Source organism: Pseudomonas sp. SCA2728.1_7, assembly GCF_018138145.1.
Lineage (GTDB): Bacteria > Pseudomonadota > Gammaproteobacteria > Pseudomonadales > Pseudomonadaceae > Aquipseudomonas > Aquipseudomonas koreensis_A.
The window spans coordinates 1,944,533-1,960,441 of record NZ_CP073104.1 but is presented as its reverse complement, the minus strand read 5'-3'; the positions used below and the strand labels follow the sequence as shown (position 1 = coordinate 1,960,441).

General features: G+C 58.7%; 13 protein-coding genes. 8 read left to right on the top strand and 5 right to left on the bottom strand.

The window, feature by feature from the left end; translation table 11 throughout:
* Nucleotides 1-21: 21 nt before the first annotated feature.
* On the bottom strand, nt 22-840 hold the full coding sequence (locus KBP52_RS08570; protein WP_034152875.1) for a pyruvate, water dikinase regulatory protein: 819 nt from the start codon (nt 838-840) through the stop codon (nt 22-24).
* Between the two features lie 174 nt (nt 841-1,014).
* Here KBP52_RS08570 and ppsA point away from each other — a divergent pair, with 174 nt between their 5' ends.
* From ppsA to KBP52_RS08530, 8 genes are all read left to right on the top strand, one after another.
* A complete protein-coding gene (gene ppsA / locus KBP52_RS08565) occupies nt 1,015-3,390 on the top strand; it encodes a phosphoenolpyruvate synthase (protein WP_016985585.1) in 2,376 nt (791 codons plus the stop codon).
* Between the two features lie 185 nt (nt 3,391-3,575).
* Nucleotides 3,576-4,565, top strand: coding sequence for an alpha/beta fold hydrolase (locus KBP52_RS08560; RefSeq protein WP_116032214.1), 990 nt, complete (start codon nt 3,576-3,578; stop codon nt 4,563-4,565).
* A gap of 226 nt (nt 4,566-4,791) precedes the next feature.
* A complete protein-coding gene (gene rraA, locus KBP52_RS08555) occupies nt 4,792-5,283 on the top strand; it encodes a ribonuclease E activity regulator RraA (RefSeq protein ID WP_077571828.1) in 492 nt (163 codons plus the stop codon).
* A gap of 21 nt (nt 5,284-5,304) precedes the next feature.
* The gene (locus KBP52_RS08550) at nt 5,305-6,300 is read left to right on the top strand and encodes a zinc transporter ZntB (RefSeq protein ID WP_007916404.1); all 996 of its coding nucleotides are present in this window, start codon (nt 5,305-5,307) and stop codon (nt 6,298-6,300) included.
* A 63-nt stretch (nt 6,301-6,363) separates the two neighbouring features.
* Nucleotides 6,364-6,612, top strand: a complete 249-nt coding sequence (locus KBP52_RS08545) for a hypothetical protein (protein WP_008076827.1) — start codon at nt 6,364-6,366, stop codon at nt 6,610-6,612.
* A gap of 2 nt (nt 6,613-6,614) precedes the next feature.
* A complete protein-coding gene (locus tag KBP52_RS08540) occupies nt 6,615-7,439 on the top strand; it encodes a mechanosensitive ion channel domain-containing protein (RefSeq protein WP_007916401.1) in 825 nt (274 codons plus the stop codon).
* A 90-nt stretch (nt 7,440-7,529) separates the two neighbouring features.
* Entirely contained in the window at nt 7,530-8,120 is a 591-nt protein-coding gene (gene sigX, locus KBP52_RS08535; RefSeq protein WP_011333251.1) for an RNA polymerase sigma factor SigX, read from the top strand.
* 107 nt (nt 8,121-8,227) lie between these two features.
* Entirely contained in the window at nt 8,228-9,262 is a 1,035-nt protein-coding gene (locus KBP52_RS08530) for an OmpA family protein (protein ID WP_137218789.1), read from the top strand.
* A gap of 97 nt (nt 9,263-9,359) precedes the next feature.
* On the opposite strand, the gene cobA is transcribed toward KBP52_RS08530, so the two are convergent.
* The 4 genes from cobA to nirB are packed head-to-tail and all read right to left on the bottom strand — an operon-like array spanning nt 9,360 to nt 15,622.
* Nucleotides 9,360-10,127 carry a uroporphyrinogen-III C-methyltransferase gene (gene cobA, locus KBP52_RS08525; RefSeq protein WP_212622610.1) on the bottom strand — a complete coding sequence of 256 codons (768 nt, stop codon included), beginning with the start codon at nt 10,125-10,127 and terminating at the stop codon, nt 9,360-9,362.
* A gap of 13 nt (nt 10,128-10,140) precedes the next feature.
* Nucleotides 10,141-12,855, bottom strand: a complete 2,715-nt coding sequence (locus tag KBP52_RS08520; RefSeq protein ID WP_212622609.1) for a nitrate reductase — start codon at nt 12,853-12,855, stop codon at nt 10,141-10,143.
* Nucleotides 12,855-13,172 carry a nitrite reductase small subunit NirD gene (gene nirD / locus KBP52_RS08515; RefSeq protein WP_053118721.1) on the bottom strand — a complete coding sequence of 106 codons (318 nt, stop codon included), beginning with the start codon at nt 13,170-13,172 and terminating at the stop codon, nt 12,855-12,857. Before nirD ends, KBP52_RS08520 begins: the two co-directional genes overlap by 1 nt.
* On the bottom strand, nt 13,169-15,622 hold the full coding sequence (nirB, locus tag KBP52_RS08510) for a nitrite reductase large subunit NirB (protein WP_212622608.1): 2,454 nt from the start codon (nt 15,620-15,622) through the stop codon (nt 13,169-13,171). The genes nirD and nirB overlap by 4 nt, the downstream gene beginning before the upstream one ends.
* Nucleotides 15,623-15,909 lie beyond the last annotated feature (287 nt).

Sequence of the window (15,909 nt, the reverse complement as noted above, 5' to 3'; positions counted from 1 at the left end):
GTCAGATCAGGCAATACAGACCTATTTAAACCGCCGCTCCACACCTTTCTCCACCAGAATCTTCGCCGAAATCTCTTCCACCGAAAAATGCGTGGAGTTGATGTTCGGGATGTTTTCGCGACGGAACAGATTTTCCACTTCGCGCACTTCGAATTCGCACTGCGCGTAGCTCGAATAGCGGCTGTTGGGCTTGCGCTCGTTGCGGATCGCGGTGAGGCGGTCGGGGTCGATGGTCAGGCCGAACAGCTTGTGCTGATGGGCACGCAGGGCCGTCGGCAGGGTCAGGCGCTCCATGTCGTCTTCGGTCAACGGATAGTTGGCCGCACGGATGCCGAACTGCATGGCCATGTACAGACACGTCGGCGTTTTGCCGCATCGCGACACGCCCACTAGTATCAAATCGGCTTTGTCGTAATAGTGGGTGCGCGCACCGTCGTCGTTGTCGAGGGCAAAGTTGACCGCCTCGATGCGCTCCATGTAATTGGAGTTGTGCCCGATCGAATGCGATTTGCCGACGGTATAGGAAGAATGCTCGGTCAGTTCCTGCTCCAGCGGGGCAAGGAAGGTCGAGAAAATGTCGATCATGAAACCATTGGACGTTGCGAGAATCTCACGGATGTCCTGATTGACGATGGTGTCGAAGATGATCGGGCGAAAGCCGTCGGTTTCAGCGGCTTTGTTGATTTGTTGTACCATGGCCCGCGCTTTTTCAACGCTGTCGATGTACGGTCGCGTGAATTTGCTGAAGGTAATGTTTTCGAACTGCGCCAGGAGGCTTTGACCCAGGGTTTCGGCAGTGATGCCGGTGCCATCGGAGATGAAGAAAGCAGATCGTTTCATTTGCACCTTGGGCCTTAAGCTAGTCATCAATCTTGGATATGATAGGCGCGATTTGCCGGCCGCCAATGGCCAGCATTCTCACTTATTTTCCAGGTCCAGGCCATACAACCGGCCAAGGCTCCCCCGGGCCGCCGGTTTCTGAGCTTTTCCAACACAGTTAGTGGAGAGATCACCTTGGTAGAGTACGTAGTTTCCCTCGATAAGCTCGGCAAACACGATGTTGAGCATGTGGGGGGCAAGAACGCATCCCTGGGCGAGATGATCAGTAACCTGGCAGGCGCCGGTGTTTCGGTCCCCGGCGGCTTCGCCACGACGGCTCAGGCTTATCGTGATTTCCTCGAACTGAGCGGCCTCAACGACCAGATCCACGCGGCCCTCGATGCGCTCGACGTCGATGACGTCAACGCCCTGGCCAAAACCGGCGCACAGATCCGTCAATGGATCATGGAAGCCGAATTCCCCGAAAAACTGAATGCCGAGATCCGCACCGCGTTCGCCGCGCTGTCGGCTGGCAACCCTGACGTGGCCGTGGCCGTGCGTTCTTCCGCCACCGCCGAAGACTTGCCGGATGCATCCTTCGCCGGTCAGCAGGAAACCTTCCTGAACATCCGTGGTGTGGAAAACGTTATCCGCGCCGCCAAAGAGGTGTTCGCTTCGCTGTTCAACGACCGTGCGATTTCCTACCGCGTGCACCAGGGCTTCGACCACAAACTGGTCGCCCTGTCGGCCGGCGTGCAGCGTATGGTGCGTTCGGAAACCGGCACTGCCGGCGTGATGTTCACCCTTGATACCGAATCCGGTTTCCGTGACGTGGTGTTCATCACCGGCGCCTACGGTCTGGGCGAAACCGTCGTACAAGGCGCGGTCAACCCGGATGAGTTCTACGTGCACAAGGGCACGCTGGAGGCCGGTCGTCCGGCGATCCTGCGACGCAACCTGGGCAGCAAAGCCATCAAGATGATCTACGGCGACGAGGCCAAGGCCGGTCGTTCGGTCAAGACCATCGATGTCGACAAGGCTGATCGTGCGCGTTTCTGCCTGTCCGACGCTGAAGTCAGCGAGCTGGCCAAGCAAGCGATGATCATCGAAAAGCACTACGGCTGCCCGATGGACATCGAGTGGGCCAAGGACGGTGACGACGGCAAGCTGTACATCGTGCAGGCCCGTCCGGAAACCGTGAAAAGCCGCACCCAGGCCAACGTCATGGAACGTTACCTGCTGAAAGAAACCGGCACCGTGCTGGTTGAAGGTCGCGCCATTGGCCAGCGCATCGGCGCCGGTAAAGTGCGCATCATCAAGGATGTCTCCGAGATGGACAAAGTCCAGCCGGGCGACGTACTCGTTTCCGACATGACCGACCCGGACTGGGAACCGGTGATGAAGCGCGCCAGCGCCATCGTCACCAACCGTGGCGGCCGTACTTGCCACGCAGCGATCATCGCTCGCGAGCTGGGTATTCCGGCTGTGGTTGGTTGCGGCAACGCCACCCAATTGCTGAAGGATGGCCAGGGCGTGACCGTGTCCTGCGCTGAAGGCGACACCGGTTACATCTTCGAAGGCGAGCTGGGCTTCGACATCAAGAAGAACTCCGTCGATGCCATGCCGGAGCTGCCGTTCAAGATCATGATGAACGTTGGCAACCCGGACCGCGCTTTTGACTTCGCGCAGCTGCCGAACGCCGGTGTCGGCCTGGCCCGTCTGGAGTTCATCATCAACCGCATGATCGGCGTCCACCCGAAAGCGCTGTTGAACTACGACGGTCTGCCGCAGGAAATCAAGGACAGCGTCGACAAGCGTATCGCCGGTTACAACGACCCGGTCGACTTCTACGTCGACAAACTGGTGGAAGGCATCAGCACCCTGGCTGCAGCGTTCACGCCGAAAAAAGTCATCGTGCGTCTGTCGGACTTCAAGTCCAACGAATACGCCAACCTGATCGGCGGCAAGCTCTACGAGCCGGAAGAAGAGAACCCGATGCTGGGCTTCCGTGGCGCTTCGCGTTACATCAGCGAATCGTTCCGCGACTGCTTCGAACTCGAATGCCGCGCGCTGAAACGTGTGCGCAACGAGATGGGCCTGACCAACGTTGAAATCATGGTGCCGTTCGTCCGTACTCTGGGCGAAGCCAGCCAGGTTGTCGATCTGCTCGCCGAAAACGGCTTGAAGCGCGGCGAGAACGGTCTGCGCGTGATCATGATGTGCGAGCTGCCATCCAACGCGATCCTTGCTGAAGAATTCCTCGAATTCTTCGACGGCTTCTCGATCGGTTCCAACGACCTGACTCAGCTGACGCTGGGCCTGGACCGCGATTCCGGTATCATCGCGCACCTGTTCGACGAGCGTAATCCGGCGGTCAAGAAGCTCTTGGCCAACGCGATTGCCGCGTGCAACAAGGCCGGCAAGTACATCGGTATCTGCGGTCAGGGTCCTTCGGACCACCCGGATCTGGCCAAGTGGCTGATGGAACAGGGCATCGAAAGCGTGTCGCTGAACCCGGATACCGTGCTGGAAACCTGGTTCTTCCTCGCCGAAGGCCAAGCCCCGGCTTGATCAAGATGTGAACGGGCCGCGTCTCCCTGTAGGAGTGAGCCTGCTCGCGATAGCGTCATGACAGTCAGCATTGATTCGAATGACACACCGCCATCGCGAGCAGGCTCACTCCTACACGATTCGGCTCCTTATGATTCAAACAGGGCGGGGTCTCCGGATGCCGCCCTTTTTTGTGCAAGAGCATTATGCAAAGCAGCAGTGACCTATTTCCTGTCGCCCTGATCAGCGCCGAACGGCGTGGCGATCTGAGCGAAGACGTGTATCGACTGAAACCCGGCAACAGTCCCGACTGGTCCGTGGAAATCGCTGTGACCCGGTTGGGCATGGCCGATGCCTCGGCGCCTCGCGGTGTGCCGGTGATTCTGCTGCACGGCAGTTTTTCCAATCGGCGCTTCTGGTTCTCACCCAAAGGCCTGGGCCTGGGCGCGTATCTGACGCGACTGGGGTTCGACGTGTGGATTCCGGAGATGCGCGGCCACGGCCTGTCGCAGCGCAACGAGGAATACCGGCGCAACCGTGTCGCCGACTATGCCCGTTACGATCTGCCGGCGATTGCCGCATTCGTGCGTGAGCAGAGCGGGCAGATTCCGCACTGGATCGGCCATTCGCTGGGCGGCATCACCCTGGCCGCCGCGCTCGGTGGCGAATACCTCGGCGAGCCTGCCGTGGCTTCGGCAGCGTTTTTCGGCACGCAGGTCAGTCGCACGTACTGGCCGCTGAAAATCCCGCCGGTGGAGTGGAGCGGGCGCTTCATTCTCAAGCGCTTTGCGCAATTGTCGGGTTCGCGTCTCAAGCGTGGCCCGGAAGATGAGCCGATCGGTCTGGCGCTGGAAAGCATGCGTTGGTACGGCTTGTTCGGCCGCTTTGGCGACAAGGACAAGGATTGGTGGGCGGGGCTGGCTGATGTTCAAGTGCCAGTGCTGGCGGTGACTGCGGCCGGGGATCATCAGGATCCAGCGTGGGCCTGTCGCAAGTTGTTCGAGCAGATCGGCTCGGAGCACAAGCAGTTCATCAATCTGGGCCGCGAGCAGGGCTTCAACGATAATTTCGGCCATGTCGAGATGTTGGTGAGCAAAGCGGCGCAAACCGAGGTGTGGCCGTTGGTGGCGCGCTGGTTGAACGATCAGCACACGCCATTGCTGGGCGAGAAGCCGGATCTGGCTGCTGCGGTCTGAGAGGCGGGCCCTGAAAAGGGCATTTCGTTCGGGTTGGCTTGCGGCTAAGATATGACGCATTGTGCGGTTCTGGTCATTTTTGGTGGCTGTTTAGCTATTACGTTTCAGGGTTTGTTCAGGTTCGTTCAGCGACCATGGGATCGACTAAGGTAAACAGCGACCGCCGGAGATCGTCTCAACAGAATGCGTCATCCTTGATCGTCTTCCTTGTTACAGGAGTTTTTCGATGAACCATTACCTTACGCCTGACCTGTGCGACGCCTATCCGGAGCTGGTGCAGGTGCTGGAACCGATGTTCAGCAATTTCGGCGGCCGTGATTCGTTCGGCGGCGAAATCGTGACCATCAAATGCTTCGAAGACAACTCGCTGGTCAAGGAACAAGCCGAACTCAAAGGCAACGGCAAGGTGCTGGTGGTCGATGGCGGCGGTTCGCTGCGTCGCGCGCTGCTGGGCGACATGATTGCCGAGAAAGCCGCTAAAAACGGTTGGGAAGGACTGGTGATCTACGGCTGCATCCGTGACGTCGACGTTATCGCGCAGACCGATCTGGGCGTGCAGGCGCTGGCCAGCCACCCGATGAAAACCGAAAAACGCGGCATTGGTGACCTCAACGTCCCGGTGACGTTCGCCGGTGTGACGTTCCACCCGGGCCAGTACATTTATGCGGACAACAACGGCGTGATCGTCTCGCCAAGTCCGCTGCAGATGCCTGAATAAGCTTTCGACAAAGGGATGCGGATGTTCGAGGAAGAAAACGCGCAATGGGGGCTGGTGCATGCCCTGGTGCTGGACGGAAAAGGCGGTGCGCGTTCGATAGCCCGGACAGAGCTCGACGATTTGCAGTTGCAGGCCCATGAAAGCCTGTGGCTGCACTGGGATCGCAGCCATCCGCAGACCCAGACCTGGCTGCGCAAATCCAGCGGTCTCAACGAATTCACCTGCGACCTGCTGCTGGAAGAGAACACGCGACCGCGTCTGTTGCCGTTGCCCGATTCCGAGCTGCTGCTGTTTTTGCGCGGAGTCAATCTGAATCCGGGCGCCGAGCCGGAAGACATGGTCTCGGTGCGGATTTTCGCCTCCGCCCAGCGGGTGATTTCCCTTCGTTTGCGTCCTTTGCGTGCCACTGATGAGCTGTTGGTGCAATTGGCCGACGGCAAGGGCCCGAAAACCTCTTCTGAGCTCATCCTTTATCTGGCGCAGTTCCTCACCAACAAGGTGCAGGATCTGGTCACTTGCCTCTCGGAAATCGCCGATGAGGAAGAAGAAAAGATGGATGCCGACGAACGGTATACCCCTGAGCATGGCGCCATTTTGCACATCCGTCGCAGAGCTGCCGGGCTGAAGCGTTTTCTTGCGCCGCAGCGGGATATTTTCGGACAACTCACACGGATAAAACTGCCGTGGTTTGTCGATGACGATGCCGATTACTGGAACGAATTGAACAACAGCCTGACCCGCTATCTCGAAGAGCTCGAATTGACCCGAGAGCGCGTGGGGCTTGTGCTGGAGGCTGAAGACCGGCGTTTGAGCGAGCGCATGAATCGCACGATGTACCGCTTCGGGATCATCACCTGCATCTTTTTGCCGATGAGTTTCATCACCGGTCTGCTGGGCATCAACGTTGGCGGAATTCCATTCTCCAGCAGCCCTTATGGTTTCCTGATCGCCTGCTTGACGGTGCTCGCCCTGGCCTTCGGTCAGTGGTGGTTATTCCGTCGTTTGCGCTGGGTCTGAACATGGCGCATGTGACCCGACCAAATCTGCCCGCGTCTTTCACAGACATCACGAGAGGTGCGTATGCACGATCCGTTTGAACAGTCTTTGCGCGACATGCTCAACGCCTCGCCGTCCAGCCGCGACGACGATGCCTGCCTGGGCCGCGTACTCAAAACCGCCAACCGCCAGGTCGGCGCCGGTGATCTGTTCAGCCTGCTGGGCCGCTGGCTGCCCGCGCTGATGATCGCCCTGAATAACGGCTCGGCCCATGTCTCGCCGGTTTCCCGTCTTCGTAAACCTACCGCTCGCACTGCTGATAAGGCTGATTGAATATGGAACTCGACCTCTGGACTCAGAGCCTCGTCACTGCAATGACTGCGTTGTGGACCAAAGTAGCCAACTTCATCCCGAACCTGTTCGGCGCACTGGTGGTGCTGCTGTTGGGTTTCGTCGTGGCCAAGCTGCTCGATACCTTGCTCTCCAAGCTGCTCGCCAAACTCGGCCTCGATCGCCTGATGGGTGGCACCGGCCTGACCAAATTGATGTCGCGTGCGGGGCTGCAGGTTCCGATCTCGACCCTGATCGGCAAGATCGTCTACTGGTTCGTTCTGCTGATTTTTCTGGTTTCGGCAGCAGAATCACTTGGCCTTGAGCGAGTTTCAGCTACGCTGGATATGTTGGCGCTCTATTTGCCGAAAGTATTCGGCGCGGCGCTGGTGTTGCTGGTAGGTGTTTTGCTCGCGCAACTGGCCAACGGACTGGTGCGCGGGGCGGCAGAAGGCGTAGGCCTGGACTACGCTTCGGGGCTGGGGCGAATTGCGCAAGGGCTGGTGATCATCATCAGTATATCGGTTGCGATCAGCCAGCTTGAGGTCAAGACCGACCTGCTGAATCATGTGATTGTCATCGTATTGATTACCGTTGGTCTGGCCGTTGCGCTGGCCATGGGTTTGGGAAGCCGGGAAATTGCCGGTCAGATTCTTGCGGGAATCTATGTGCGTGAGTTGTATCAGGTTGGGCAACAAGTGCGTGTTGGCGAGGTCGAAGGGCAGATCGAGGAGATCGGCACGGTGAAAACCACATTGCTGACCGATGAGGGTGAGCTAGTCTCTCTTTCCAATCGGATCCTGCTGGAACAGCATGTGAGTAGCCGCTAATCCGGCAAACCCTGCTAATGTATGCCGCCGCAAAATGCCAGCTGATGCTGGTTGCGGTGGACATTGACCTGACTGTCGGCACGACTTGTTTTGAATAAAGCCCAAACGCTATCCACGCGCTACGACCCCCGCGAGCTCTCTGATGAGGAGTTGGTCGCGCGCTCGCATACCGAGCTTTTTCACGTAACGCGCGCTTATGAAGAACTGATGCGGCGTTACCAGCGAACATTATTTAACGTTTGTGCGAGATATCTTGGGAACGATCGCGACGCAGACGATGTCTGTCAGGAAGTCATGTTGAAGGTGCTGTATGGCCTGAAGAACTTCGAGGGGAAATCGAAGTTCAAAACGTGGCTCTACAGCATCACGTACAACGAATGTATTACGCAGTATCGGAAGGAACGGCGAAAGCGTCGCTTGATGGACGCATTGAGTCTTGACCCCCTCGAGGAAGCGTCCGAAGAAAAGGCGCCGAAACCCGAGGAGAAGGGCGGGCTTGATCGCTGGCTGGTGTATGTGAACCCGATTGACCGCGAAATTCTGGTGCTTCGATTTGTCGCAGAGCTGGAATTTCAGGAGATCGCAGACATCATGCACATGGGTTTGAGTGCGACAAAAATGCGTTACAAACGTGCTCTAGATAAATTGCGTGAGAAATTTGCAGGCATTGCTGAAACTTAGTTCAGCGCAAATATCTCTTACGTGTAGGCAAGTTCTGATAGACTTGCCGCCGAGTTGTCCCCCGGTTTGCGGGACTGCTTCACAATCACCAGATGGGGATTTAACGGATGAAACTGAAAAACACCTTGGGCTTGGCCATTGGTTCTCTGATTGCCGCCACTTCGTTCGGCGCTCTGGCACAAGGCCAAGGCGCAGTTGAAATCGAAGGCTTCGCAAAGAAAGAACAATTCGACAGCGCTCGTAACTTCAAGAACAACGGCAACCTGTTCGGCGGCTCGATCGGTTACTTCCTGACCGACGACGTTGAACTGCGTCTGGGCTACGACGAAGTGCACAACGTGCGTTCCGACGACGGTCGTAACATCAAGGGCGCTAACACCGCTCTGGACGCTCTGTACCACTTCAACAACCCAGGCGACATGCTGCGTCCATACGTATCGGCTGGTTTCTCCGATCAGAGCATCGGTCAGAACGGTTCCGGTGGTCGTGACCGCTCCACCTTCGCCAACGTTGGCGCTGGTGCCAAGCTGTACTTCACCGACAACTTCTACGCCCGTGCTGGCGTTGAAGCTCAGTACAACATCGACCAGGGCGACACCGAGTGGGCTCCTAGCGTTGGTATCGGTGTGAACTTCGGTGGCGGCTCCAAGCCTGCTGCTGCTCCAGTTCCAGCACCAGCTGAAGTCTGCTCCGACAGCGACAACGATGGCGTTTGCGACAACGTTGACAAGTGCCCGGACACCCCAGCCAACGTAACTGTTGACGCTGACGGCTGCCCAGCAGTTGCTGAAGTTGTTCGTGTTGAGCTGGACGTTAAGTTCGATTTCGACAAATCTGTTGTTAAAACCAACAGCTACGGCGACATCAAGAACCTGGCTGACTTCATGAAGCAGTACCCATCCACCACCACTACTGTTGAAGGTCACACTGACTCCGTCGGTCCTGACGCTTACAACCAGAAACTGTCCGAGCGTCGTGCAAACGCCGTTAAGCAAGTTCTGACCAACCAGTACGGTGTTGAATCGTCCCGCGTTCAGTCTGTTGGCTACGGCGAATCCCGCCCAGTTGCTGACAACAAAACTGAAGCTGGCCGCGCTGTAAACCGTCGCGTAGAAGCGCAGGTTGAAGCTCAAGCTAAGTAATTAGCTGCCGCTCTGAGAAAAGCCCGGCTTAGGCCGGGCTTTTCTTTGCCTGCGATTTGGCTTTGCAGCTTTAAAAGATCGCAGCCTGCGGCAGTTCCTACATGAAATCTGCATACGTCCTGTAGGAGCTGCCGCAGGCTGCGATCTTTTGATCTTCACCAGCCGCTGCCACCGCACCAATCACCAGAATCGCCGGGCTCTTCAATCCGAAAATTCCTGCGTCATCGCTCATGCTCATCAGATCACTACGGCATTCGCGCTGCTCTGGCAACGATGCATTCTCGATCATCGCCACCGGCGTATCCGCCGACATCCCGCCCGCCAGCAACTGATCGCGAATCTCGCCCAGCTTGGCCACGCCCATATAAACCACCAGCGTCGTACCGCCCTGCGCCAGCGCCTGCCAGTTCAATTGGCTGTCATCCTGCGTGTGCGCGGTCACCAGCGTCACCCCGCGCGCCACACCGCGTAACGTCAGCGGAATATCGCACTGCGTCGCCCCAGCGAGCCCGGCGGTAATGCCATTGACCAACTCCACCTCAACGCCACGTTCACGCAACCACTGCGCCTCTTCACCGCCACGGCCGAAAATGCACGGATCGCCGCCCTTGAGCCGCACCACACACTTGCCATGGCGGGCATAGCGCAGCATCAACCGATGGATAAATGCCTGCGGCGTGGAACGGCAACCACCGCGTTTACCCACCGCAATGATTCGCGCGCCAGGGCAGTGTTCGAGCACCGCGTCGTTGACCAGATCATCGATCAGCACCACATCGGCTTCGCGCAAGGCGCGTACCGCTTTGAGGGTCAGCAATTCGGGATCACCAGGACCTGCACCCACCAGCCAGACTTTTGCATTCATGGTGTTTTCCTCATCAGATGACGGCGGCTGGCTGCACATCGGCAGCCAGCAAGCGTTTTATTTCCGGGACACACGAGCCGCATTGCGTGCCGCAGCCCAGATTGTTTTTCAAGCCTTGCAGATCCAGCCCCTGGCGAATGCCGGCGCAGACCGCGTTGAGGCTGACGTTCTTGCAGTTGCACAGGGTTTTATCCGCAGCGATCTGCGCCCCGGCACTGCCCGGCGGCGCACTCATCGGTGCCAGCAACCAGCGCCGCAGTTGTTCGTCTGCACGACCTTCCAGCCACAACCCCTGTAGCCAATGCCGGGCGAGGGTTTCACCGGCCAGGCGAATCGCGATGATGCGGCCGTTTTCAATGCGTACGCGCTTGCCGATAGCACGGCGCGGATCGTCGTAAGCCAGTACCGGGCCGTCGATCAGTGACAGGCATCGGTCGATTTCACTGAGCAATTGCGCATCCGGCGCCTCACTGCTGGCTGCGCGTATCAGCAATGCCGATCGTTCACGTCCGACAAGGCTGAGACTCACGTAGGAAAATGCCTCACAGAGCGGTCGTAGGGCCTCGAAATGCCGTTGAACATCGCCCTCAATGAGCGCGAAAAGCTGCCACGGCAGATTGACCGGCTCCAGGCGCACACCGCTGTGTTTCAGTTCCGGTTGTTTCGACAATGGATCGAAGGCCGGCAGGGTCAGGCTGTTCACACCGCCCTTGAGAAAACGGTCGCCCCAGTGCATCGGTAGAAACGCTTGTCCCGGGCGCACGCTGTCATCACTGCCGACCGCGACGATCACTGCGCCGCGACGACTTTTCAGATTGACCAGATCTCCCGGCTGCAAGCGCTGCCGACGCATTTCGTCCGGGTGCAAGCTCAACACCGCTTCGCTGACATGCCCGAACAGTTGCGCCGCCGTACCGGTGCGGCTCATACCGTGCCATTGATCACGCAGGCGGCCAGTGATCAACGTCAGTGGAAAGCGAGCATCGCGCTGTTCTTTGGCGGCGCGATAAGGGTCTGCGATGAACTGAGCGCGTCCGTTGGCGGTTGGGAAAATCCCATCCTCGTACAGGCGTGGCGTTCCTTGCCGCGCGCCGGCAGGGAAGGGCCATTGCTGCGGTCCGATCTCGTCGATCAGCGCATGACTGATCCCGGACATATCCAGATCGCGGCCATGCGTCAGCCATTTGAATTCATCGAACAACTGCGCAGGTTGCTTGAACGTAAACAGGCTCGATTCAGCGGGACGCAGACGTTTCTCCAGACGTTGTGCGAAATCTACCGTGATCGCCCAGTCCGGCCGCGCTTGGCCCGGTGGGAGGATGGCTTTGCGCACGTGGGAAATGCGTCGCTCGGAGTTGGTCACCGAGCCTTCCTTCTCGCCCCAACTCGCGGCGGGTAGCAGGAGATCGGCAAACGCTGCTGTTTCGGTGGTGCGAAAGGCTTCTTGCAGAACCACAAACGGGCAAGCTTCCAGCGCCGCGCGCACCGAGTTCTGATCCGGCATCGATTGCGCAGGGTTGGTGCAGGCAATCCACAACGCCTTGATCTTGCCGCTGCGCACTTGCTCGAACAGTTCGATGGCGCTGAGACCAGTGCTTTCCGGCAGTTGATCCACACCCCAATAAGCCGCCACTTCAGCGCGGTGTTCAGGGTTGGCTGCGTCTCGATGCCCCGGCAACAAGTTCGACAAACTGCCGGTTTCGCGTCCGCCCATGGCATTTGGCTGACCAGTGAGGGAGAAAGGTCCTGCACCCGGACGGCCGATTTGCCCGGTGGCCAAGTGCAGATTGATCAGTGCACTGTTTTTCGCGCTGCCAGCCGTGGACTGGTTCAATCCCATGCACCACAGCGACAAAAAACTCGGCGAAGTGCCGACCCATTCGGCGCACTGCTGCAATTGCTCGACGCTGATGCCGCATAACTGCGAAACCATTTGCGGGGTGTAATCGCGCACCAGACTTTTCAGTTCGGCGAGGCCATCGGTGTGCGCTTTGACGAAGTCACGGTCGATCCAGTCTTCCCACAACAACAGATGCAAAATCCCATGAAACAAAGCGACGTCGGTACCGGGCAGAATCGCCAGGTGCAAATCGGCGAGGTCGCAGGTGTCGGTGCGCCGTGGATCAATGACGATGACTTTCATCTGTGGGCGGCGGGATTTTGCTTCTTCCAGCCGACGAAAAAGTACCGGGTGGGCGTAGGCCATGTTACTGCCGACAATCATCACGCAATCGCTGAGTTCCAGATCCTCATAACTGCACGGCGGGGCGTCGGCGCCGAGGCTGCGCTTGTAGCCGACCACGGCTGAAGACATGCACAGGCGTGAATTGCTGTCGATGTTGTTGGTACCGACCAGTGCCCGTGCCAGCTTGTTGAAGGCGTAATAGTCCTCGGTCAGCAACTGTCCGGAGATATAGAACGCCACACTGTCCGGGCCGTGCTCGGCGATGGTCTCGGCGAACACGTTGGCGGCATGCTCCAGTGCGGTGTCCCAGTCTGTGCGGCTGCGCGCCAGGCCTTTGCCCAGGCGCAGTTCCGGGTACAGCGCGCGAGCGGCAAGGTCGCCGGTCAGATGCAGGGTCGAGCCTTTGCTGCACAGTTTGCCGAAGTTGGCCGGGTGCGCCGGATCGCCGCTGACGCCGAGGATGCGCTCGCCGTCATGCTCGATCAGCACGCCGCAGCCGACCCCGCAATAACAGCAGGTCGAGGCGGTCGTCTGGCGGTTCATCAGATGGCGTCCCGCAGGGCCAGTTGCACGCGACCGTTTTCGACCCGCGCCGGGTGATGGTGCGCGCAACCGATGTCTGGCGCTTGCGCTTCGCCGGATTCGAGATCGATCTGCCAGTTGTGCAGTGGGCAGGCCACGCGTTTGCCGTAGATCAGTCCTTGCGACAGTGGCCCGCCCTTGTGCGGGCAGCGGTCGTCGAGGGCGAAAACCTCATCGTCGCTTGTACGAAAAATCGCGATGTCACCTTTCGGACCGGCAATGATCCGCGAGCCGAGGGCGTTGATCTCTTCGAGAGCACAGATATCCAGCCAGTTCATGCCGGCACCTCCAGATTTTTCACAGGGATCACGTCGAATTCTTTCTTCAGTTGCGGCTGCACCAGACGTTCTTTCCACGGGTCTTGCTCGAACGACAGGGAGAATTGCAGGCGCTCGTTCAAGGCTTTGCGGCGCTCGGGGTCTTCGAGCACGGCTTTCTTGATGTGTTCCATGCCGACCCGTTGCAGGTAGTGCACGGTACGTTCGAGGTAGAAGGCTTCTTCGCGATACAGCTGCAGGAACGCACCGTTGTATTCGCGCACTTCCTCGGCAGTTTTCAGCTTGACGAAGAATTCGGCGACTTCGGTTTTGATCCCGCCGTTGCCGCCGATGTACATCTCCCAGCCGGAGTCGACGCCGATGATTCCTACGTCTTTGATCCCCGCTTCCGAGCAGTTGCGTGGGCATCCGGAAACAGCGAGTTTCACTTTGTGCGGCGACCACATGTTGAACAGGTCGTGCTCCAGCTCGATGCCCAGTTGTGTCGAGTTTTGCGTGCCGAAGCGGCAGAACTCACTGCCGACGCAGGTTTTTACCGTGCGGATGGATTTGCCGTAGGCGTGGCCGGACGGCATGTCGAGGTCTTTCCACACGCCCGGCAGATCCTGCTTCTTGATGCCGAGCAAGTCGATGCGCTGGCCGCCGGTGACCTTGACCATCGGCACCTGATACTTGTCAGCCACATCGGCAATTCGCCGCAGTTCCGAAGGATTGGTCACGCCGCCCCACATGCGTGGTACCACCGAGTACGTGCCGTCCTTCTGGATGTTGGCGTGTGCACGTTCGTTGATCAGGCGCGATTGCGGATCGTCCTTGGCTTCGCCGGGCCAAGTGGAAATCAGGTAATAGTTGAGGGCAGGGCGGCAGGTTGCGCAGCCGTTCGGGGTGCGCCAGTTGAGGTAGCTCAGGGTGCCGGCGATGGTCAGCAGATGTTGCTCGCGGATGGCCTGACGGATCTGCCCGTGGTTGAGGTCGCTGCAACCGCAGATGGCCTTTTCGCTTTTCGGTTTGACGTCCGCCGCACCACCGACGGTGTTGATCAGGATCTGCTCGACCAGGCCTGCACAGGAGCCGCAGGAGCTCGCGGCTTTGGTGTGTTTCTTCACCTCATCAACGCTGAACAGGCCGTGTTCCTGAATGGCTTTGACGATGGTGCCTTTGCACACGCCGTTGCAGCCGCAGACTTCGGCGGTGTCGGCCATGACCATGGCTTTGTCCTGGCCCTGATGTCCTACGTCGCCTAACGCATTTTCTCCAAACATGAGGTGATCGCGGATCTCGCCGATGGCGTGATTCTCACGAATCTGCCGGAAATACCAACCGCCATCTGCCGTATCGCCGTACAGACAGGCGCCGACCAGCACGTCATCCTTGATCACCAGTTTTTTGTACACGCCGCCGATCGGGTCGGAGAGGGTGATGGTCTCGGTGCCTTCGCCGCCCATGAAGTCGCCAGCGGAAAACAGGTCGATGCCGGTGACTTTGAGTTTGGTCGAGGTCACCGAACCCTGATAACGGGCGAAGCCCAATTGTGCGAGGTGGTTGGCGCAAACCTTGGCCTGTTCGAACAGCGGCGCGACCAGACCGTAGGCAATCCCGCGATGGCTGGCGCACTCGCCGATCGCATAAATACGCGGATCGTAGGTTTGCAGGGTGTCATTGACCAGAATCCCGCGATTGCACGGGATGCCGGCCTTTTCCGCCAGTTCGGTGTTGGGGCGAATGCCGGCCGCCATCACCACCAGATCGGCGGGGATGATCTCGCCGTTCTTGAATTGCACCGAGCCGACCCGGCCATTGCCAGCGTCGTGCAGGGCTTGGGTCTGTTCGCACAGACGGAAGTGCAAACCACGGGATTCGAGGGCAGTTTGCAGCAGTTGACCGCTGGTTTTATCCAGTTGCCGTTCCAGCAACCATTCGCCGATATGCACCACGGTGACGTGCATGCCGCGCAGCATCAGGCCATTGGCGGCTTCGAGACCGAGCAGACCGCCACCGATGACCACCGCGTGTTTGTGGGTTTTGGCGGTGTCGATCATCGCTTGAGTGTCGGCGATGTCGCGGTAACCGATCACCCCGTGCAAGGTGTTGCCGGGGATCGGCAGAATAAACGGCGTCGAACCGGTGGCGATCAGCAGGCGATCGTATTCGGCTTCGGTGCCGTCCTCGGCGATCACCCGGCGTTTGACCCGGTCGATCTCCACCACTTTGCGGTTGAGCAGCAACTTGATGTTGTTTTCCAGGTACCAGTCGAGGTCGTTGAGCACGATCTCCTCGAAGGTCTGCTCACCGGCCAGCACCGGTGACAGCAGGATGCGGTTGTAGTTGGTGTGCGGTTCGGCGCCGAAGACCGTGATGTCGTACAGCTCGTTGCTCAGCTTGAGCAGTTCTTCGAGGGTGCGGACCCCGGCCATGCCATTGCCGATCATCACCAGTTTGAGTTTTTTCATCAGGTTCTCCGGGGAGCTGCGGCTGGCCTCTTGTGGGCAGTCAGGCCTTGCTCGAGAAATTTTGCGCAAACAAAAAAAGGCGTCCCGCTAGTTGCCTAGCGAGGACGCCTTTGTCCTGGTCCCGTTCTCTCGGGAAGCGCAGCCTTCGTCGTTGAAGGTTGGGCTTTATGTGTGTGTTGGGAGAGGTAATGCAGTGGTTGTGCCAAGTAGGGGAATGGCGTGTTTATTGGGGTTTAGCAGTTTTTGAGGGTGATTTTTGCACTGAATCGAGGCGGGTTGCTCGTTCG